Source organism: Rothia sp. HMSC069C01 (genome assembly GCF_001814655.1).
GTDB lineage: Bacteria > Actinomycetota > Actinomycetes > Actinomycetales > Micrococcaceae > Rothia > Rothia dentocariosa.
Genome location: NZ_KV817383.1, coordinates 140170 through 162394, shown reverse-complemented (window position 1 = coordinate 162394; position 22225 = coordinate 140170). Strand labels below are relative to the sequence as shown.

Annotated in this window: 15 protein-coding genes; all 15 read left to right on the top strand. The window is 56.4% G+C overall.

Going from position 1 to position 22225, the window contains the following annotated elements; all coding sequences use genetic code 11:
- Nucleotides 1-10: 10 nt before the first annotated feature.
- Nucleotides 11-517, top strand: a complete 507-nt coding sequence (gene moaC / locus HMPREF2981_RS03730) for a cyclic pyranopterin monophosphate synthase MoaC (RefSeq protein ID WP_048779642.1) — start codon at nucleotides 11-13, stop codon at nucleotides 515-517.
- A gap of 72 nt (nucleotides 518-589) precedes the next feature.
- A complete protein-coding gene (locus HMPREF2981_RS03725; protein ID WP_037231153.1) occupies nucleotides 590-1108 on the top strand; it encodes a MogA/MoaB family molybdenum cofactor biosynthesis protein in 519 nt (172 codons plus the stop codon).
- Entirely contained in the window at nucleotides 1098-1586 is a 489-nt protein-coding gene (locus tag HMPREF2981_RS03720; protein WP_048779644.1) for a molybdenum cofactor biosynthesis protein MoaE, read from the top strand. Before HMPREF2981_RS03725 ends, HMPREF2981_RS03720 begins: the two co-directional genes overlap by 11 nt.
- Before the next feature lie 37 nt (nucleotides 1587-1623).
- Nucleotides 1624-2832: a ThiF family adenylyltransferase gene (locus HMPREF2981_RS03715; protein WP_048779645.1), complete on the top strand. Its 1209-nt coding sequence runs from the start codon at nucleotides 1624-1626 to the stop codon at nucleotides 2830-2832.
- A gap of 79 nt (nucleotides 2833-2911) precedes the next feature.
- Nucleotides 2912-6634: a nitrate reductase subunit alpha gene (locus HMPREF2981_RS03710; RefSeq protein WP_048779647.1), complete on the top strand. Its 3723-nt coding sequence runs from the start codon at nucleotides 2912-2914 to the stop codon at nucleotides 6632-6634.
- Complete coding sequence (gene narH / locus HMPREF2981_RS03705) at nucleotides 6634-8247, top strand: nitrate reductase subunit beta (RefSeq protein WP_048779649.1); 1614 nt, start codon at nucleotides 6634-6636, stop codon at nucleotides 8245-8247. The genes HMPREF2981_RS03710 and narH overlap by 1 nt, the downstream gene beginning before the upstream one ends.
- A gap of 3 nt (nucleotides 8248-8250) precedes the next feature.
- On the top strand, nucleotides 8251-8997 hold the full coding sequence (gene narJ, locus HMPREF2981_RS03700) for a nitrate reductase molybdenum cofactor assembly chaperone (RefSeq protein WP_070660863.1): 747 nt from the start codon (nucleotides 8251-8253) through the stop codon (nucleotides 8995-8997).
- 23 nt (nucleotides 8998-9020) lie between these two features.
- The gene (gene narI / locus HMPREF2981_RS03695) at nucleotides 9021-9854 is read left to right on the top strand and encodes a respiratory nitrate reductase subunit gamma (protein ID WP_070554026.1); all 834 of its coding nucleotides are present in this window, start codon (nucleotides 9021-9023) and stop codon (nucleotides 9852-9854) included.
- Nucleotides 9855-9889: 35 nt separating this feature from the next.
- Complete coding sequence (locus HMPREF2981_RS03690) at nucleotides 9890-11134, top strand: MFS transporter (RefSeq protein WP_070660861.1); 1245 nt, start codon at nucleotides 9890-9892, stop codon at nucleotides 11132-11134.
- Between the two features lie 136 nt (nucleotides 11135-11270).
- Nucleotides 11271-11474 carry a hypothetical protein gene (locus HMPREF2981_RS03685; RefSeq protein WP_070660858.1) on the top strand — a complete coding sequence of 68 codons (204 nt, stop codon included), beginning with the start codon at nucleotides 11271-11273 and terminating at the stop codon, nucleotides 11472-11474.
- A gap of 183 nt (nucleotides 11475-11657) precedes the next feature.
- On the top strand, nucleotides 11658-14510 hold the full coding sequence (gene gcvP, locus HMPREF2981_RS03680) for an aminomethyl-transferring glycine dehydrogenase (RefSeq protein WP_070660855.1): 2853 nt from the start codon (nucleotides 11658-11660) through the stop codon (nucleotides 14508-14510).
- Nucleotides 14511-14711: 201 nt separating this feature from the next.
- Complete coding sequence (gene gcvT, locus HMPREF2981_RS03675; RefSeq protein ID WP_048754767.1) at nucleotides 14712-15830, top strand: glycine cleavage system aminomethyltransferase GcvT; 1119 nt, start codon at nucleotides 14712-14714, stop codon at nucleotides 15828-15830.
- A gap of 391 nt (nucleotides 15831-16221) precedes the next feature.
- Nucleotides 16222-17718, top strand: a complete 1497-nt coding sequence (locus HMPREF2981_RS03670; protein WP_070660852.1) for an L-serine ammonia-lyase — start codon at nucleotides 16222-16224, stop codon at nucleotides 17716-17718.
- A 236-nt stretch (nucleotides 17719-17954) separates the two neighbouring features.
- Nucleotides 17955-18338, top strand: a complete 384-nt coding sequence (locus HMPREF2981_RS03665; RefSeq protein WP_246825240.1) for a DUF6985 domain-containing protein — start codon at nucleotides 17955-17957, stop codon at nucleotides 18336-18338.
- 346 nt (nucleotides 18339-18684) lie between these two features.
- The gene (gene rpoB, locus HMPREF2981_RS03660; RefSeq protein WP_004005296.1) at nucleotides 18685-22194 is read left to right on the top strand and encodes a DNA-directed RNA polymerase subunit beta; all 3510 of its coding nucleotides are present in this window, start codon (nucleotides 18685-18687) and stop codon (nucleotides 22192-22194) included.
- Nucleotides 22195-22225 lie beyond the last annotated feature (31 nt).

The following is a 22225-nucleotide window of genomic DNA, read 5'->3' as shown; positions in this document are numbered from 1 at the left end:
AGGACATATCGTGACTGAGAAGAATCTTCACCCCGATGCGGCACAGCCAGCCCAAGACTTGACTCATGTGCGCGCCGATGGGTCGGCCCATATGGTTGATGTGACCTTGAAAGACGTCACCACACGCACGGCGCTCGCTGAGGGAACCGTGCACACTCGCGCCGATGTGATCGCCAAGATTTTTGATGCCGATTTGCCTAAGGGTGATGCCCTGCCGGTTGCACGTGTAGCGGGTATTATGGGCGCTAAACGCACCCCGGATATTATTCCGCTGTGCCACCCGCTGCCGCTGGGTAAAATTACCCTGGATTTTGAGCGTGGCGAGGATTTTGTACGCATTGTGGCGTCGGTGAAAACCCGGGGCGTTACCGGGGTTGAGATGGAGGCGCTGACCGCGGTCTCGACCGCAGCGTTGACGATTTTCGACATGATTAAGGCGGTCGATAAATACGCCGTGATCAGCACTATTCGGGTACTAGAGAAATCCGGCGGAAAATCCGGTGACTGGGCTGTTTAGCGTTCCCCACTTTGCTATTTTGTGAAGCCCAGAAGGAAAACCTATGAACAACAGCACGAGAGGGAGCACATCGTGAGTGCAGAAGAAATCCAGCTTCCCGAGAATCTGACCGGGCTTGTTATCGTGGCGTCTACTCGCGCCGCCCGCGGTATCTATGAGGATAAATCGGGGCCTATCGCAGTTGAATGGCTGCGTTCACGCGGGTTTAAGACCCCGGACGCCGTCGTGATCGAAGACCGGCAGATTATCGACTACTTCAACTCCCTCATTGCCGATGGGAAGAAGAATAATAACCTGCCCACGTTTATTCTCACCAGCGGCGGTACTGGGCTGAACACGGACGATCAGACCGTAGAGGCGGTGCGCCCGCATCTGGATAAGGAAATCCCCGGAATCATGCACGCTTTCTGGGCGAACGGCCTGCAGAACGTATCTTCCGCCGTGCTCTCACGTGGGGTTGCGGGTGTGATCGATAAAACCTTCGTGATGACTCTGCCCGGGTCGCGCGGCGGGGTTAAAGATGGAGTGAAAACCCTGGACCCACTCGTGGAACATATTTGCCGCCAGATGGAGGACTATCATGACCACTAAGCCGCAGGGTCTCGACCACAGCGGGGCGCACGGCGCTGAGCCCACCGGTTCGGTTGTCATTTTCACCGATATTACCGAGGAAGCCTTAGAACCACTTGCCGCCGCCGTGAAGGCTCAGGTCATGACAGAGGCCATGGGCGCCCTTGTTGTATTCGACGGCATTGTACGCAACCATGATCACGGCAGTGCGGTGCGCGGGCTTTCCTATAGTGCGCATCCGCAGGCAAAAGAATATATCGCGCGTGTTGTGCAGTCTGTAGCGGATGAACTGGAGGGGGTTCGTCTGTGGGCAGTTCACCGCGTCGGTCCTATCGCTATAGGAGAGTCCGCGCTGACCGTGCTTGCCGCTGCGGCACATCGTGGGCGGGCCTTCGAAGCCTGCGAGGCGGTGGCCGACCGTGTGAAAGCCCAGGTTCCCATTTGGAAAGAACAGGAGCTGACAGACGGCAGCACCGAATGGGTAGGCATAGACACCTAGAGATTCAACATATATTCCCGCGAAAGATACCATCAGGATGAGCTTTATCCCAGACCCCGAAACCGCGCCGGATCCCGTAACTCAGTTGAGCGCGGCCGAACGTGCCTTCTATACACGTCAGCTGATTCTGCCCGAGATCGGCATGGCGGGGCAGCTGAAGCTGAAGGTAGCACGGGTTGCGGTGCTCGGTGCCGGTGGGCTCGGTGCCCCCGCCCTGCTCTATCTTGCGGGAGCCGGGGTAGGCGAGATTATCATCATCGACGATGATTCCATTGAGGTCTCAAACCTGCACCGGCAGGTCATTCACAGCTACGCACGGGCGGGAAACTCGAAGGCAGAGTCGGCTGCCGAAACGATGCGCGCGCTCAACCCTTTCATCACGGTGACCGTTATCCGAGAACGCCTCACCGACAGTAACGCTTTGACTCTCCTCACTGGCACGGATGCGGTGCTTGACGGCAGCGATAACTTTGAGGCCCGCTACGCGGTTTCGGCTGCGGCACAACAGTTGGGCATCCCACATATTTGGGCGGCAATCCTGGGTTTCGACGCACAGCTCAGCGTATTCTGGGCAGGTCACGGGCCGGTCTATGAGGACCTCTACCCGCAGGCTCCCGCACCGGGAAGCGTTCCTTCGTGCAGTACCGCCGGGATTATTGGGGCGCTCGCCGGTGTAGTCGGCTCAGCGATGGCAATGGAGGCTATTAAGGTCATCACGGGTTCCGGAAAGCCGCTGCTAGGTGAGGTTGGGCTATACTCCGCGTTAACAGGAAAATGGGAATATATACCTCTCTTAGCTTCGATGCAAGCAAAACCTAAGAAATCGGTAGAAACTCACCCTCAAGAGAGTCAAGACACTAAAAATCACTTAATATTTCGTCATAATTCAGGAAAATTGACGGGTAACCATCACACGCAAAAGTTAGAAGACATAACCCCTGTTCAAGCCCAGCAGCTTTTACAGCACGAAAAAATGACCCTTATAGATGTTCGTGAAGCTATCGAGTTTTCTTCTTTTGCGATTGATGGGGCAATTAATCTGCCGCTGACAGAAATCTTGGAAGCTGCCCGCGAAGGTCGTCTTGCCGCGAAAATCCGCGAAAAAATTGACCCCGCATCGAAATATCTTGTGGTCTACTGCACGGGATATACACGGGCGTTGGAGGCAGCACGGGATATTGCTGCCGCTACAGATACTCCCGTGCGTGTTTTAGTAGGTGGAATTTCCGGATGGCTTACAGTCTGAATAACCCTATGAATTTCCTGGATTAGAGAATATTTTTATATCGTATTTGGCATACCAATTTTTGCGATATATTGGCTGTATGGAACAAGCATCACAGACCAAAGGTCCGGATGGACCCCTTACCGATCAGCTGATCAAATTCGGTAAGTTCTTCTCTCGCTGGGACGAGACTGATGACGGTCGTGCGGTTTTCCGTGAAGGCGGTCGCAAAGGCGATACCTTCTACCGCGACCGCTGGAGCCATGATAAAGAAGTTCGCTCAACCCACGGTGTGAACTGTACCGGCTCCTGCTCATGGAAGGTGTATGTCAAAGACGGCATTATCACCTGGGAAGCACAGCAGACCGACTATCCCACAGTCGGTCCCGACCGCCCCGAATACGAACCGCGCGGATGCCCCCGTGGCGCTGCATTCTCGTGGTACACCTACTCGCCGACCCGCGTGAAATACCCTTATGTACGCGGTCTGCTCCTCGAAATGTACCGCGAAGCAAAAGCCCTGCACAGCGACCCGGTTGAAGCATTCCACTCCATCGTCTCCGACCCCGTCAAACGCAACCGCTACATCAGCGCGCGCGGTAAAGGCGGATTGGTGCGCTCCACCTGGGCGGAAGCGCTCGAAATCGTAGCCGCCGCCCACGTGCACACCATTAAGTACTACGGACCCGACCGCTGCACCGGCTTCACTCCGATTCCCGCAATGTCGATGGTCTCCTTCAGTGCCGGTGTGCGTTTTATCCAGCTCATCGGCGGTGTGATGACCAGCTTCTACGACTGGTACGCCGACCTTCCCGTGGCCTCCCCGCAGGTCTTCGGCGATCAGACCGACGTACCCGAATCCGGTGACTGGTGGGATGCTTCCTATCTGATCATGTGGGGTTCGAACATTCCCGTGACCCGTACCCCGGATGCCCACTGGGTTGCCGAGGTACGTTACCGCGGCACCAAGGTTGTCTCGGTCAGCCCTGACTATGCCGACAACACCAAATTCGCCGACGAATGGTTGCCCGCACAGGCAGGTACCGATGCTGCGCTCGCAATGGCTATGGGTCACGTGATTCTCAAGGAAAATTACGTGGATCAGCGCGTGGAGTTCTTCGAAGACTTTGCCCTGACTTACACCGACCTGCCCTTCTTGGTTACCCTCGAAACTCGTGAAGACGGCACGAAGGTTCCCTCGAAGTTCCTGACCGCCGCATACCTGGCGGGGGAGCAGCACCAGGAAAACGCCGATTTCAAGACCGCCATGATGGATCGCGAAACCGGCGAGGTCTTTGTTCCCAACGGTACGATGGGTCACCGCTACTCCGAATCCGATCAGGGTAAATGGAACCTTGAATTGGACGGGCGCAAACCCATTCTCTCGATTCGCGATCTGCCGCAGGGCGAGTCCGCCGCTGTCGAGATCAAGATGCCGACCTTCGATAACCCCAAGGGCCACGGCGACATCATGACCCGCGGCGTGCCCGTCACCTATGTTGAGGGTCAGGAAGTTACCACCGTCTTCGACTTGATGCTTGCTACCTACGGTATCGGTCGCCCCGGACTGCCCGGCGACTGGGCCAAGGATTACGAAGACTGGTCGATTCAGAACACCCCGGCATGGCAGGAGCAGATTACTTCGGTTCCGCCGGAGGCTGTTATTCGCGTGGCGCGCGAATTTGCGCAGAACGCTATTGACTCTCACGGTCGTTCTATGATTATCTTCGGTGCCGGTATTTGTCAGTGGTACCATGCGGATACAACCTACCGCGCTATCTTGGCTCTGCTGAACCTGACCGGTTGCCAGGGCCGCAACGGCGGCGGCTGGGCTCACTACGTGGGTCAGGAGAAGGCACGTCCGCTCACCGGTTTGACCAATATGGCAAACGCTTTGGACTGGAGCCGCCCGCCGCGTCATATGATCGGCACCGGTTTCTGGTACATGCATACCGACCAGTTCCGCCAGGACGGTTACTCCACCGATTACCTGCAGTCCCCGCTGGGCACTGGCGAGCTCAAAGGCGTACACACTGCGGATGTTGTCGCGCGATCCACCCGTATGGGCTGGATGCCGTTCTACCCGCAGTTCCCCGAGAACTCGCTCGACCTCGCCGATAAGGCAGAGGCGGCGGTAGCACGCGGAGAAGCTAAGGATAATGCCGATTATGTGGCACAGCGCCTGAACTCCGGCGACCTTGAATTCTCTGTCGAAGACGTCGATAACCCCGTGAACTGGCCGCGTACCCTGATGCTGTGGCGCTCGAACCTCTTTGGCTCCTCCGCTAAGGGTGAGAGCTACTTCCTCAAGCACCTTGTCGGCAGCATGGACAACGTGCAGGGCGCCGATCACGAGGAATCCATTCCGCGTGAGGTCACCTGGTACCAGGAAGCACCGCAAGGCAAGCTCGATCTGCTGGTCACCTCGGACTTCCGTATGACCACCACGACCCTGCTTTCGGATGTTGTGCTCCCCACCGCTACCTGGTATGAGAAGCACGATATTTCCTCGACCGATATGCACCCCTTCCTGCACGCGTTCTCGCCTGCTATCGACCCGCCGTGGGAAGCACGAACCGATCACGATACCTTCAAGGCTCTCTCATACGAGTTCACACGCCAGGCCAAGAAGCACCTGGGCACCCGCAAGGATATTGTTTCGGTTCCGCTCCTGCACGATACCCCCGGTCAAATCAAGCAGCCCGGCGGTCATGCACCCGACTGGAAGAGCACTCCCGGCATGTCAGGTGTTCCCGGTAAGAACATGCCGAACTTCATGACTGTCGAACGCGACTACAGCGCGATGTACGATATGTACACCTCTGTAGGCCCGCTTTTCGACAAGGTTGGTGCCACCACCAAATACGTGACGTACGATCTGAAGGACGAAGTCGCTCAGATGGCGAAGGAATTTGGTGTGATGGACTCCGGTAAGGGCGCGGGTCGTCCTGCACTGGATACCGACACCAAGCTCGCCGAGTCGATTCTGCGCATCTCTGGTACTTCCAACGGTGAGGTGGCCCTTAAGGGCTTCAAGGAACTTGAGAAGCAGACCGGTCTGCACCTGATGGATCTTGCCGAGGGTAACGAGGAACGTAAGATTACCTTCCCCATGACCCAGGCAGCCCCACAGCCCGTGATAACCTCTCCCGAGTGGTCCGGTTCGGAAACCGGCGGTCGCCGTTACGCGCCGTTCACCGTGAACATTGAAAAGAAGAAGCCGTTCCATACCCTAACCGGTCGTATGCACTTCTTCTTGGATCACGACTGGATGCACGAAATGGGCGAGGCACTGCCGATTTACCGTCCCCCGCTGGATATGACCGGGCTCTTCAAGGAACCCGAAATCGGTACTACCGACGGCGTTTCGGTTGCAGTGCGTTACCTAACCCCGCACAACAAGTGGGCTATCCACTCCCAGTACTTCGACAACCAGCATATGCTGACCCTCTTCCGCGGTGGTCAGACTGCCTGGATGAGCCCCCAGGATGCCGAGAAGATCGGCGTCAAGGACGGCGAATGGATCGAATGTGTGAACACCAATGGTGTGTTCGTGGGTCGTGCGGTTGTTTCGCACCGTATGCCTGAGGGCGTGTGCTACGTGCACCACGCTCAGGAGCGTATGATGACGCCGAAGACCGAAACCACCGGCAAACGCGGCGGTATTCACAACTCGATGACCCGCATCCTACTCAAGCCGACCCATATGATTGGCGGCTACGCACACCAGGCATTCGCCTTCAACTATCTCGGACCGACCGGCAACCAGCGTGACATTGTCTCGTACATTCGCCGTCGCAAGTCGCAGGAGGTTACATTCTAATGCGTGTTATGGCACAAGTTGCAATGGTGATGGCGCTTGATAAGTGCATTGGCTGCCACACCTGCTCCGTGACCTGTAAACAGGCATGGACAAACCGTTCCGGTACCGAGTATGTGTGGTTCAACAACGTTGAGACCCGCCCCGGTCAGGGCTACCCGCGCCGCTACGAGGACCAAGAAAAGTGGAAGGGCGGCTGGGTGCTGAACAAGCGCGGTCGTCTGGAGCTCAAGAGCGGTAACCGCTTCCAGAAGCTCTTCTCCATTTTCGCCTCGCCGATTCAGCCCGAGCTCAGCGACTACTATGAGCCCTGGACTTACGACTACCAGAATCTCACCACCGCACCTCTAGGCGATGACTTCCCTGCGGCTAAGCCGGTATCGATGATTACCGGTCAGGACGCCAAGATTCAATGGGGCCTGAACTGGGACGATAACCTGGGCGGCGCCCCCGAGCACGGTCACCTTGACCCGCTTGTGGAGAAGGTGCGCAAGAAGGCTGAGGACAAGATTAAATTCGAGTTCGAGCAGACCTTCATGTTCTACCTGCCGCGTATTTGTGAGCACTGCCTGAACCCGTCCTGTATGGCGGCATGCCCCTCCGGCGCTATCTACAAGCGAGCCGAGGACGGCATCGTGCTGGTCGATCAGGATCGCTGCCGTGGCTGGCGTCAGTGCATCACCGGCTGCCCCTACAAGAAGGTGTACTTCAACCACAAGACGGGTAAGGCAGAGAAATGTACGTTCTGCTACCCCCGTATCGAGGCCGGTATTCCGACCGTATGTGCCGAGACCTGCGTGGGTCGTATGCGCTACATCGGTATCTTCCTCTACGATGCAGACCGCGTGACTGAAGCAGCATCCGTTGCCGATGAGAAGGATCTGTACGAGTCGCAGCTTTCGCTTATGCTCGATCCTTCGGATCCCGAGATTATTCGTTTGGCACGCGAGAACGATATTCCCGAGGCGTGGATTACCGCAGCCCAGAAGTCGCCCGTGTACAAGCTGGCGAAGGAATGGAAGGTTGCGCTTCCACTGCACCCCGAATACCGCACCATGCCGATGGTCTGGTACGTTCCGCCGCTGTCGCCGATTGTGGATCTGCTCAAGGACCAGGGACACGATGCTGAGAACAGCCAGAACCTGTTCGGCGCGATCGAGGCGCTGCGCATCCCCGTTGAATACCTTGCTGAGCTGTTTACCGCTGGCGATACCGAGGTCGTGACCTTTGTTCTCAAGCGCCTAGCCGCAATGCGCGCCTACATGCGTGACATTAATTTGGGCGGCGAAGGCAATGAGGAGATCGCAAACTCGGTAGGTATGACCGGTGCACAGATGTACGAAATGTACCGTCTGATGGCGATTGCTAAGTACAACGAGCGTTATGTGATTCCTCCGGCTCATATGGAAGATGCGCACAACCTCGAAGAGATGGGATGCTCGCTGAGCGTTGATGGTGGCCCCGGCATGTACGGTGACGCATTCAATGACATGGAAGGTCGCCCGACCCCCGTTTCGACTGGCGTATATGAGAGCTCTAACAAGGTGAGCCTCTTTAGCTGGGATGGGAACTCGCGTCCGGATGGTCTGTTCCCGAATACCACCGGAAAGAAGTAAGTAGTGGCTGGATTCTTTTCCAAGCTTATGGGCAAAGCCGATTCCGGGAATACCCCGGAATCGGCGCAAGCCGCGCGCGATGACATTGATCCGTTTGATCGTGACTATGGTGCAGGTGAAGACCGAGACTCGGTGATTTACCAGGTCAGCGGCATGCTGTTGAGCTATCCGACGGAAGAAACTCTTGATCTTCTGCCGGAGTTTACGCGGTTGGCGCAGGCAACTGAGAATCCCGATTTCGTGCAGGCCGTGCAAACCGTTGCGGATTGGCTTACGGCTCGCGAGCTTGAAGAAGTTCAGAGCGACTACGTGCAGGAATACGACCTCTCCCGCAGGCACGCTCTGCACCTTTCTTACTGGACGGATGGCGATACTCGCCGTCGCGGCGAAACCCTTCTTCGATTTAAGAAAATGTATCGCGATTCGGGGATGCTCACCCGCCTTAACGGGGAACTTCCCGACTATTTACCTCTCGTCTTGGAGTTTGCGGCGCTGGTGGATCGTCGCCAGGGTCGCGCAGCGCTTCAAGCATACCGTCCCTCATTGGAGCTGCTTCGTTTAGCGCTTCGGGACGGAAACCTCCCACACTACGGGTTATTACAGAGTATCTGCAATACCCTCCCCGGTGTCTCTCCCGAGACTCAGGAACAGGTGCAGCAGATGGCGGGTTATGGCCCGCCCGTTGAGACCGTTGGTCTGAGCGGGTATGCCGATCCGCGGCTGACCCAAGTTAACCCTAATAATATTTAGACCCCTCAAATTAGGAGTACATCGTGTACGCACTCGCATCCGAGCACGCAGCACATGCGGTGCCTGTCGGCGAGCCGGGGATTGTAGACACCCTCCTGTGGGGCGTGCTTCCCTATGTCACTATTCTTGTTCTGATCGGCGGCACTATTTGGCGTTACCGTACCGATCAGTTTAGCTGGACCACTCGATCATCACAGATTTATGAATCCAAGATGCTGCGTCTGGGATCGCCTCTATTCCACTATGGTCTAGCCGCCGTGTTTATGGGACACGTGGGCGGCCTAGTGGTACCTAAGATGCTCACAGACCTCGTGGTGGACGACCACACTTATCACATTGTCGCTTTGTTGGGCGGTTCCGCAGCCGCTGCAGCAACTATTCTTGGTTTGTTCCTGCTTCTGTGGCGTCGTCGTCGTAACGCACAGGTTTTCTCTGCAACGACGATGAACGATAAGTTTATGTACTTTGTGCTGGTCGCCGTCATTCTGGCGGGTACCGCCGCAACTTTGATTTCCGCTTTTGACCCCTCAGGCGGTCTGCCCCCGGTTAACGGGCATGAGGTGGAGTTCAACTACCGCACCTCCATTGCGGTGTGGTTCCGTTCTATCTTCTACTTCCACCCGGAGGTAGCGCTGATGGTGAATGTGCCTGTCGCCTTCAAGATTCACATCATTGTGGCTATGGTGCTGTTCATTATCTGGCCTTTCACTCGTTTGGTGCATGCACTGACTGTGCCGCTGCACTACCTGTTCCGTCCCTACACCATCTACCGTTCTCGCGGCAATGAGCGCGTGGGCGCACGTCGTGGTTGGGACAACCCGCAAGAGGCGCTCCCACGTGAGCGCGTCAATCGCTAACAATATACACACAACACATAACACAAAGAGGAATCATGAGTGCTCCCACTGCTGAGAGTTACGACCTAAAAAAGGGGCAGCTTTTTAACCTGCTGCTGGTTACCTTCGCCTCGACCGTTGGGTTCTGGGCGTGGACGATTGTCGGTCCGCTTGCGAAGTACTACGCCAAGCCGGATCAGATGCATTTGAACCCGGGAACCACGAGTTTGCTGGTTGCTATGCCTATCTTTATTGGTGCGATTGGGCGTATTCCGGTTGGTGGTCTAACCGATAAGTACGGTGGGCGCATCATGATGAGCCTGGTACTTGCCGTCAGCGCTCCGCTGGTGCTCTTGGTCGGTGTTGCCGGTTCGATGAAGTCGTTCCCCCTGATGTTGGTCTTCTCATTCCTGCTGGGTATCGCCGGTACCGTGTTCGCGGTGGGTATTCCGTTCAGCTCCGCTTGGTACCCGCCCGCTCGTAAGGGCTTTGCAACCGGTGTTTTCGGTGCTGGTATGGTCGGTACCGCTCTGTCGGCGTTCTTTACCCCGCGCCTGATGAACCTCGTGGGTTATATGAATACCCACTACATCATTGCGGCTCTGTGCGCGGTAACCGCCGTCATCTCGTTCTTGTTCCTGCGTGATTCACCGGCTACCGCTAACCGCGAGGTTACCCCGCTGATGCCGAAGATCATTCGGGCGTTCAAGGTGAAGTCAACCTGGCAGCTGTGCTTCCTGTACTCGGTAGTATTCGGTGGCTTCGTGGCGTTCTCGAACTATCTGCCCACCTACCTGAACAATATCTACAGTTTCAACCCTGAAGATGCTGGTGCTCGTGCCGCAGGCTTCGCGGCGGCTGCCGTGATCGCTCGTCCCTTCGGCGGTATCTTGGCTGATAAGTTTGGTCCGAAGATCATTACCTTCATTGCACTGGGTGGCGTATCGGCTTTGGCTCTGGTTACCGCATTCCAACCGGATGCTGAGCATGTTTATGGTCCTATCTTCTTGGCGATGGCAGCTCTGCTGGGCTTGGGTTCCGGCTCGGTCTTCGGTTGGGTTGGCCGCGCGGCTGACCCGAAGAACGTGGGTGCGGTCTCCGGCGTGATCGCTGCTGCCGGCGCTCTTGGCGGCTTCTTCCCGCCGCTGGTGATGGGTGCAACCTACGATGCCGCACATCGTAACTACTTTATCGGTCTAACTCTGTTGGCTGTAACTGCAGCTGTGGCCTTTGCCTCGGCATTCTTGGTCAAGCATGGCGGTAAGCCGGAACATCATAAGGCTGATGCCGCAGCGAAGTAGTAGCTGAGTTTTTCACTCAATTGCTTGTTTCCATGGCTCTGGCCGTTCCCTACTCTGGGGGAGCGGCCAGAGCTTTTTACGTGAGTTTCGTACCCTAAAACCAAATTGTGGGGTGGCGATCACAATTTCGGAACAGATGGCTCTGAATTTAGATACCTCTAATTTATTGATTACGATGCAGGTTTTGGCTGCCGCCGGTGGTCTGGGCGGGTTCTTCCCGCCGCTGGTGATGGGTGCAGCCTATGACGCCGCCGTAAACAGCTACTTTAATGGGCAGATGCTCTTTCCTGTGACGGCTGCCGCCAGAGTGGGGGATGACGCTCCTGGTATGTGGCGGTAAGAAATCATTCGCCGTGCCGTAACGGGTGATCGCATGTACGCCCGATAAACCCTTATAACATGCGTGTCACAGGGCATATGTAGCTAGAAGTTTGAGCACACAATATGGGAAAATTAGTACTGTATATACACAACAGCACCGTTGTGAACCGCTAACGGTTTGCGCCGAATAGGAGAAGATATTATGTCTTTCATTGACCGTCATCTCGGCCCCCGTTCCGCAGACGCTGAGCATATGCTCAAAGCCCTGGGATACGATTCCCTGGGAGCTCTGATGGACGACGCTGTCCCGCCTCAGATTCGCCTTCACGGCGAGCTTGATCTTCCCGATCCGTTGACAGAGCAGGATGCACTCGCCAAGATCGCCGAGTATGCCGCCGAGAACAAAGTTTATACACAGATGATTGGCGAAGGCTATTACGATGCCGTAACCCCCGCCGTTCTGCGCCGCAATATTCTTGAAAACCCCGGATTTTACACCTCGTACACCCCCTACCAGGCTGAAATTTCGCAGGGTCGTCTGGAGGCTCTGCTGAATTTCCAGAACGTGGTTATGGAACTCACCGGCCTGGATATTGCGAATGCTTCCCTACTCGATGAGGCAAGCGCGGTTGCGGAGGCGGTTGTGATGATGCACCGCGCCAACCGTAAGGTTAAGAATGGTTTCTTCGCGATTGATTCTCGGTGCCTGCCGCAGGTTCTTGCTGTGGTACGCGGTCGTGCCGAACTTCTTGACATTCCGTTTGTGGTCACCGATTTCTCGGAGGGGCTGCCCGAGGGCGATCTGTACGGTGTGGTGCTTGCATACCCCGCATCCGACGGGGAAATTCGTGACATTGAACCGCTGGTGAAGGCGGCTAAGGAACGTAACGCCCTAGTGACCGTGGATGCCGATCTTCTGGCGCTCACCCTGCTGAAGTCTCCGGGGGAACTCGGTGCCGATATTGCCGTGGGCAATACCCAGCGTTTTGGTCTGCCGTTCTTCTTTGGTGGTCCGCATGCCGCCTACATGGCTGTGCATAAGGGCATGGAACGCACTATGCCGGGCCGTCTGGTCGGTGTGTCGCAGGATTCCGCCGGTAAGCCTTCTTACCGTTTGTCTCTGCAGACCCGCGAACAGCACATCCGTCGCGAGAAGGCTACCAGTAATATCTGTACCGCTCAGGCTTTGCTGGCGATTGTGGCCGGTGCTTACGCTGTGTATCACGGTCCCGAGGGGCTGCGCGCTATTGCCGAACGTCTGCATACTAACGCGGCTCGTGTAGCGACAGCCCTGGAAAGCGCCGGATACGGTATTGCCTATGAGCATTTCTTTGACACCGTGGTGATTGATGCACCGGCTCGCGCAGATGAGCTCGTTGCCAAGGCGCTTGAGGCTGGTATTAACATTCGCCGTATCAACGAGAACCGCGTGGGTATTTCGGTCGGTGAATCTCATGATGACCGGGTTTTGGAGCGTCTGGTAAAGGCATTTGGCGCAGAACTTCCCTCCGAGGCAGATGCCAAGTTCAGCATTCCCGCAAATCTGCTCCGTACCGATGAGTATATGCAGCATCCCGTCTTCCATAGGTACCATTCCGAGACCGAGATGATGCGTTACCTGCGCCACCTCTCTGATAAGGATTTGGCTCTGGACCGCACGATGATTCCTCTGGGTTCGTGCACTATGAAACTCAACGCGGCTGCGGAAATGGAACCGATTTCCTGGCCCGAATTTGCGAATATTCACCCGCTTGCACCCGCCGATCAGGCTCAGGGCTGGCATAAGCTCATCAAGGAACTTTCCGACTGGCTGGTCGCTATCACCGGATACGATGTCGTGTCTTTGCAGCCGAACTCCGGTGCAACCGGTGAGTATGGTGGTCTGCGTGCTATTCGTGCCTACCACGAGGCTAACGGTGATCACGAGCGTGATACCGTGCTTATTCCGCTTTCGGCGCACGGCACGAATGCCGCGTCCGCAGCACTTGCCGGGCTTAAGGTTGCGGGTGTGGCGACCGCATCCGACGGCTCGATTGATGTTGATGATCTGAAGGCGAAGATCGAGAAGTACGGCGATAAGATCGCTGGCATCATGATTACTTATCCCTCGACGCACGGCGTGTTTGAGCCTCAGGTATCTGAGGTTTGCGAGCTTGTGCATGCCGCGGGCGGTCAGGTTTACCTGGATGGTGCAAACCTGAACGCGCAGATGGGCTTCGCACAGCCGGGTAAGTTCGGCGGCGATATTTCCCATCTGAACCTGCACAAGACCTTCTCCATCCCACACGGCGGTGGCGGTCCCGGTGTTGGGCCTCTTGCTGCTCGTGAGCATCTGGCGAAGTACCTTCCCGGCGATGCCGCGACTGCGGATGCCGAAGGCAAGCTGCCTAGCGGTGCGGCACTTCCGATTGCGCAGGCGTTCTTTGGCTCTGCTGGTGTGCTTCCCATCAGCTGGATGTACATTGCTATGAGCGGTGCTGAGGGCTTGAAAAAGTCCTCGGAATACGCGGTGCTGAACGCAAACTACGTGGCGAAAAAGCTCAACGATAAGTTCCCTGTGCTCTACACCGGCAACGCAAACCTGGTGGGTCACGAGTGCATCCTAGATATTCGTGAGCTTACCGACCGCTCCCATGTGACCGCCGAAGACGTGTGTAAGCGTCTGATGGACTTCGGTTTCCACGCGCCTACTCTGGCATTCCCAGTTCCGGGAACTTTGATGATGGAGCCGACCGAATCGGAGTCGAAGGAAGAACTCGATCGCTTTATTGAGGCGATGGAGACTATCTACGGCGAAATTCTTGAGGTTGCCGAAGGCAAGGTCGCAGTGGAAGATTCTGTGCTGCGCAACGCTCCGCATACGGTGGATGTTGTTTCTGCCGACGAGTGGAACCGCCCGTATAGCCGTACCCAGGCTGCCTTCCCGGTTCCTTCGCTTCGCGCCAATAAGTACTTTACACCTGTGGGTCGTATTGACGGTGCGGGCGGAGACCGTCACTTTGTCTGCGAATGCCCTCCGATGGAGGCATTCGATCTTGAAGCTCACGCCGAGTAGCTTCGATGATTCGATGAACTTCTGTGTGTCCCGCGTTTTTCGCCTGTTTGTTAGGAGGCGGGGGAGCGGGGCGCCCGGAAGGCTTACCGTACACACATAAAATAGAATGAATGTTCTTAAAAACAAGAATAATCGTTCTGGTATAAACCGTTCTGGCACAAAGCAGTGTATCTGACTATGTACTAAGTACTAAGGAGAAACATGTCACCCAAGAAGACCGCACTCTACCCCGTCCACGAAAAGCTAGGAGCCGCATTCACCGACTTCGGCGGCTGGGATATGCCGCTCAAATACGCCAACGATGTTGCCGAGCATCAGGCTGTGCGCACCCGCGCCGGTATTTTCGACCTCTCCCACATGGGCGAGTTCCGCATCACCGGGCCCGATGCCGCTGCATTCCTCGACTACGCTCTGGTCTCCAACATGTCCGTACTCAAGCCCGGTCGCGCCAAGTACTCGATTCTCGCCAACGACAAGGGCGGCGTGATTGACGACCTTATCACCTACCGCTTGGGCGACGAAGAATTCTTGGTTGTGCCCAATGCCGCCAACATTGATAACGATTTTGCGGCCATGAGCGAGCGTCTGGGTAATTTTGATGTGAAGTTCGTCAACGAATCTGACGACACCTCCCTAATTGCTGTGCAAGGACCGCGTGCCGAAGAAATTCTGCTTGCGGCTGGTGCCTCAGATGAGGATGCGGTACGTGAGCTCAAATACTACGCTTCCGTTCCGGTCACCATCGCCGGAGTAGATGTACTTCTGGCACGTACCGGCTACACCGGCGAGGACGGTTTCGAGCTCTTCGTACCGAACGCCAACGCTGTGAAACTGTGGGATGCGCTCTCCGCCGCAGGTGAGCCCTTCGGCTTGACCCCGGCAGGTTTGGCGGCACGCGATTCGCTGCGTCTGGAAGCTGGTATGCCGCTTTACGGTCACGAGCTGGGCCTGGACATTACCCCCTTCGAGTCCGGTTTGGGCCGTTTAGTTGAGATCGCTTTGGAGAAGAAGGCCGTCGATTTCGTGGGTCGTACCGCCCTGACCGAACTGGCGAAGTCCCCGTCGGAGCGTATTCTGGTTGGACTGAAAGCCCAGGCAAAGCGCCCGGCACGTGCGGGTTCGTTCCTCGTCGATGCCGAGGGTAATCAAATCGGTGAGGTAACCTCCGGTATTCCTTCCCCGACCCTGGGTTACCCGATAGCAATGGCATTGGTGAAGCGCGAATTCTCCGAGGTCGGTTCCGAGGTGGACGTGGATATTCGCGGTAAGCGTGCAACTTTCGACGTGGTCTCGCTTCCGTTCTACAAGCGCGAGAAGTAAATACTGCTTCATCTCAGGTAACCCGAGCAAGAGGCATAGGGCGGGTGAATGTGCTGAAGTATATTTACCCGCCCTTCAGCATGCCTGTGTCGGTATATCGACTCGAAGTTTATCGTCCAGGCAAAAGCCCGGGCGCGCACGCAAACATAATGTCGCCTTAGTTTATCCATGACTTGAAGTAAGCTAGGATGAACTCAGCAGGTTGCAAGATGCTCGGTGAGCATAAACCTCAGGGAAAACCAGCAGACAATGAAGGCTGCATACCGTCTTCGGGCGGTTACATCGGGAGAACCTACAGGTGTACTCCCAGAAGCTAATCCCAACAAACGGACGAACCGCCGCATATAAAACCTGGCGGGCAAGCGCATACTCACACAGATGAAGGAATAATGTGGCACTAGATACTGGCGTTCCAAGTAGTGTGCAAAAACAAGCCGAAGCGCTCGAATACGATATCAGCGTGTTCGAGCTCTTTAGCATCGGCATAGGTCCTTCCAGCTCCCACACCGTAGGGCCGATGCGCGCCTCCAACCGTTTTATCGCCGAACTTATTGACACCAACCTGCTCTCACGCATCACGAAAGTGCATATCGACCTGTATGGATCACTCGCCGCAACCGGGGCAGGGCACGGCACCATGAGCGCGGCGCTCAAAGGGTTGTGCGGGCATGTGCCCGAAACTATCTGCCTCACCGAGGCAGACGCCATGATCGAGCGTAATAGCGTGGACGGCACTCTGCCGCTCGCCGGGTATCCTTCCAGTATGTACGGTGCGACGGCTCCCTGCGGCGAGGAGGGCAAAGTTTACGGACCGGTTCTGAACTACCGAGAACTCGATATAACCCTGCGTCCCCTAACAGTGCTTCCGCGCCACACAAACGGTATTAAGATCGCCGCATTCGAGGGCGAGAAGATGCTTTTGGAGCGCACCTATTTTTCCATCGGTGGTGGATTTATTGTCGAAGGTGACGAGCCCGCAACCGGGGGAGCATCCCTAGAACGCCCACCCTACCCGTTCGGTTCCGGCGCCGAGCTCTTAGACATGGCGAACGAGACCGGGATGAGTATTGCCCAGCTCAAAATGACAAACGAGTGTTCGCTTCGCAGCGAGGCTGAGGTACGCCAAGGAATTCTGCACATCTACAAGGTTATGAAGGAATGCATCGGGTCTTCACTATCGCGTGTTGGTTACCTGCCTGGGCCCCTCAAAGTACGTTGCCGCGCCGGGGCATGGCACCGCGACCTAATGACCGAAGACCCCAATAAATCACCCGAATACGCCATCGACTGGGTGAACCTAATCGCGCTCGCCGTGAACGAAGAGAATGCGTTTGGTGGCCGCGTGGTGACGGCGCCGACGAATGGTGCATCCGGCATTATTCCGGCGGTTTTGCACTATGCGATGAACTATACGCCCGGAATACGGCATTGCGGTCGGGGCAAGCGTGAGGATGCGGTGATCGACTTTTTCTTGGCTGCCGCCGCGATCGGGGTGCTGTATAAGAAGCGTGCCTCAATTTCCGGTGCCGAGGTGGGATGCCAGGGAGAGGTCGGCAGCGCCAGCTCGATGGCCGCCGCCGGTCTTGCTCAGGTTTTGGGCGGTACGAACGAGCAGATTGAAAACGCCGCAGAGATTGCGATGGAGCATAACCTGGGGCTGACCTGTGACCCTGTGGGCGGGTTGGTGCAGATTCCGTGCATTGAACGCAACGCGATGGCCGCGTCGAACGCAGTCACGGCGGCACGCATGGCGCTGCGCGGTGATGGTGCGCATCGTGTTTCCCTAGACCAAGTGATCGAAACGATGCGCCAAACCGGCATGGATATGTCACACCGTTACAAGGAAACCTCAATGGGTGGCCTGGCGGTTAACGTGGTGGAATGTTAGCTCCAAAATGGTAGGGGAGCGCTCGCCCGGAAGCCGCAGGGGCATTCGGGGCGAGCGTTTTCTTTATCTTTATTGTGCAGTCGGTTAGAACACTGGTCGAGCGGTTACCGGTACGGCGAAAGACTGGCGGTCTCCCACCCAACCGTTTGTTGGTACCATGCTCTATGTGAGTGACCCGGTGGACGTGCCTGCGCCCAAGAAGGCATCGGTAACGTTTAGTTTCGATATGAAGGCTCTTGACTCTGCCGGGTTGGCAGCGTATTCGTGCCGCGATTGACAACCTCCGCTCACCCGATACCGATATTTTTGCCCAGGCAACCCCTTATGTGTACCAGTTCTACCGTATGTATTTTGATATGGCGGATGAGTACGACTGGGAACAATACTTGCCGGATATTCCCGAATCTCAGGTGTGGACTCTTGTGGATCCCATCTGGGATCGGTGCACGGTTGCCTGGGACAATAACAATGTGCTGATTGTAGTGGAAGCCGAGACCGAGTGGGATATTGAGCACGGTATGATGATGGTGCTCCAAAACGGCACGAAACTGGTGAAAGTGGGTATGGCGGTTGAGTCTTACACCAACCCTGACGGCAGTATTTTCTTGCGCGAAGAATAGGCTTAGCAGGGGAGCGTAAGAGTGCGCTCATATGCTATTTCAAAAGCCTAGGAGATATACTGCGGAAACTTCCGGAAGGGCTATAAAAAGCTCACTTGAATCCGGCGCTTGCATCTGCTGTACGGGTGTGGTAGACAAACGCGCGAGCATAGTGTATTGTTAATATTTACGCTTTCCCTGACCTTTGTGCCTTCATATAGCGGTGGGCACGGGCTGAAGGTGACGTTAAACCGTTCGACATCTACTAGCTTTGCACACCGTTTTCGGGGTCTTCATCATGATGTCTTACGGCTCTGTCGCCGGGAGGCAGATTGCTAACAGACATGTCTGTGGAAGGATCCCCATTTTGGTCGCTTCGAGCACCTCTAACCATGACGCCGCTAACGGTGCGGAAAACAATTCCGACCGTCGTATCTCATTCGCAAAAATTAGTGAACCGTTGAAGGTTCCCAACCTGCTGGCTATCCAGACCGACAGCTTCGACCGCCTCGTGGGTAACGAACGCTGGGCAAAGCGTCTGGAAAACGCCCAGGCAGCAGGTGACACCTCTGTACCTGAGAAATCCGGTCTTGCTGAGATCTTCGAGGAGATTTCCCCGATTCGTGATTTCCAGGAAACCATGCAGCTGTCCTTCTCGGATCCGGAATTCTCTGATCCCAAGTACACCATGGAAGAGTGCAAGGATCGTGACGCAACCTATGCGGCACCCCTGTACGTTAAAGCTGAATTCATGAACCTGACCACCGGTGAGGTTAAGCAGCAGACCCTCTTCATGGGCGACTTCCCGCTCATGACCGAATCCGGTACCTTCGTGATTAACGGTACCGAGCGTGTGGTCGTTTCCCAGCTGGTGCGTTCACCCGGTGCATACTTCGAGAAGGCACCCGACCGCACCTCCGATAAGGACATCTACTCAGCACGCGTTATTCCTTCGCGCGGTGCATGGTTTGAGCTTGAAATAGACAAGCGCGATCAGGTGGGTGTGCGCCTGGACCGCAAGCGTAAGCAGTCCGTGACCGTGCTGTTGAAGGCTCTGGGATGGACCGAGGCAAAGATTCTTGCCGAGTTCGGGAACTATGATTCTATTCGTGCAACCCTAGAGAAGGACTCCGTCTCAACCCGGGACGAGGCTCTGCTCGATATCTACCGTAAGCTCCGCCCGGGCGAGCCCCCGACGGTGGAGGCCGCACAGGCGTTGCTCGACAACATGTACTTCACCCCGCGCCGCTATGATCTGGCGAAGGTTGGTCGTTACAAGGTGAACCGTAAGCTCGGTGTAGATGTTCCTCTTGATTCTCCCGAGGCATCGGTACTCAGCCAGGACGACATCGCTCAGATGATTCACTACCTGTGCGCCCTGCACGCTCAGGAGAGCAGCATCCCCGGTAAGCGTGACGGCAAGGAAATTTCCGTTAAGATCGATATCGACGATATTGACCACTTCGGTAACCGCCGCATCCGCACTGTGGGCGAGTTGATTGAGAACCAGATTCGCACCGGCCTTTCCCGCATGGAGCGTGTGGTGCGTGAGCGTATGACCACTCAGGACGTTGATTCCATCACCCCGCAGTCCTTAGTGAACATCCGCCCTGTGGTGGCAGCGATTAAAGAGTTCTTCGGTACTTCGCAGCTTTCGCAGTTCATGGATCAGAACAACCCGCTGGCTGGGCTAACCCACAAGCGTCGTCTTTCGGCGCTGGGCCCCGGCGGTCTTTCCCGCGACCGCGCGGGCATGGAAGTGCGCGACGTGCACCCCTCGCACTACGGTCGTATGTGCCCCATCGAAACCCCTGAAGGTCCGAACATTGGTCTGATCGGTTCGTTGGCAACCTACGGGCGTATCAACTCTTACGGCTTTATCGAGACCCCCTACCGCGTGGTTGAAGATGGTAAGGTCACCGACAAGGTGCGTTACCTGACTGCCGACGACGAGAAGAGCGTTATTATTGCGCAGGCAAACGCCCCGCTGACTAACGAGCGTACCTTTGCTGAGGACGAGGTTCTCTGCCGTGCAGGCGATGGTTCTGGCGAGGCCGTGCTGGTTGCCCCTGGCGCTGTGCAGTACATGGACGTTTCCCCGCGTCAGATGGTGTCTGTGGCAACCGCTCTAATTCCCTACCTTGAGCACGACGACGCAAACCGTGCGTTGATGGGCGCTAACATGCAGCGCCAGGCTGTGCCGCTGTTGGAATCCGAGGCTCCCGTCGTTGGTACCGGTATGGAGAAGTACGCTGCGCTTGACTCCGGCGATTCCGTGCTGGCGAAGAAGGCTGGCGTGGTATCCGAGGTATCGGCCGATCTGGTGTTGGTCCGCAACGATGACGGCACCACCAGCTCGTACCCGATCATGAAGTTCTCCCGTTCGAACCCGGGCAACTGCTACAACCAGCGTGTTGTGGTGAAGGCCGGTCAGCGTGTGGAGGAGCGTGACGTTATCGCGGACGGCCCTTCGACCGACGGCGGTGAGCTCGCTCTGGGTAAGAACCTGCTCGTGGCATACATGCCCTGGGAAGGTCTGAACTATGAGGATGCGATTATCCTCTCCCAGCGCATGGTTTCCGAGGACGTGCTGACCTCGATTCATATCGAAGAGCACGAAATTGACGCTCGTGACACCAAGCTGGGTCCCGAAGAAATTACCCGCGATATTCCCAACGTTTCTGAGGAAGTTCTCTCTGCACTGGATGACCGCGGTATTATCCACATTGGTGCCGAGGTTGAGGCTGGCGACATCCTGGTCGGTAAGGTAACCCCCAAGGGCGAGACCGAGCTGACCCCTGAAGAGCGCCTGCTGCGCGCAATCTTCGGCGAGAAGTCCCGCGAAGTTCGTGATACTTCTCTGAAGGTTCCCCACGGTGAATCCGGTACCGTGATCGGCGTTCGCATCTTCGACCGCGAAAGCGACGATGAAGACGATCTGCCCCCGGGCGTTAACAAGCTTGTGCGCGTGTACGTTGCGCAGAAGCGTAAGATTACCGACGGCGACAAGCTTGCAGGTCGCCACGGTAACAAGGGCGTTATTTCCAAGATCCTGCCGGTCGAAGATATGCCCTTCTTGGAAGACGGTACTCCCGTTGATGTCATTCTGAACCCGTTGGGCGTGCCCGGTCGTATGAACATCGGTCAGGTGCTTGAGGTTCACACCGGCTGGCTCGCTAAGCAGGGTTGGAAGATTGAGGGTGACCCGGCGTGGCTGAAGAATATGCCGAACTTCCCGAAGGAATCCGGACCCACCCGCCTGGCGACCCCCGTGTTCGACGGCGCTCATGAGGACGAGCTCTTCGACTTGATGGATCACGCGAATCCGAACCGTGACGGCGATCGTCTGATTACTCGCTCCGGCAAGGCACGTCTGATTGACGGTCGTTCGGGTGAGCCGTTCCCTGACCCGATTTCGGTGGGTTACCAGTACATCCTGAAGCTGCACCACCTGGTGGACGACAAGATTCACGCTCGCTCCACCGGTCCTTACTCGATGATTACCCAGCAGCCGTTGGGCGGTAAGGCACAGTTCGGTGGTCAGCGCTTCGGTGAGATGGAAGTGTGGGCGCTGGAAGCATACGGCGCCGCCTACACCCTGCAGGAAATCTTGACCGTCAAGTCTGACGATGTGGCCGGTCGTGTGAAGGTTTACGAGGCGATCGTCAAGGGCGAGAATATCCCCGAACCGGGTATCCCCGAATCCTTCAAGGTTCTTATTAAAGAAATGCAGTCACTGTGCCTGAACGTCGAGGTACTTTCTACCGACGGGAAGACCATTGAAATGAGCGACTCGGAGGAAGAAGGCTTCCGGGCAGCAGAAGATATGGGCGTGAGCCTAACCCACGAGGAGCCCAGCTCCGTGGACGAGCTCTAATCACAGCCTCTCCTTCGAGGGCAGGGCGTAG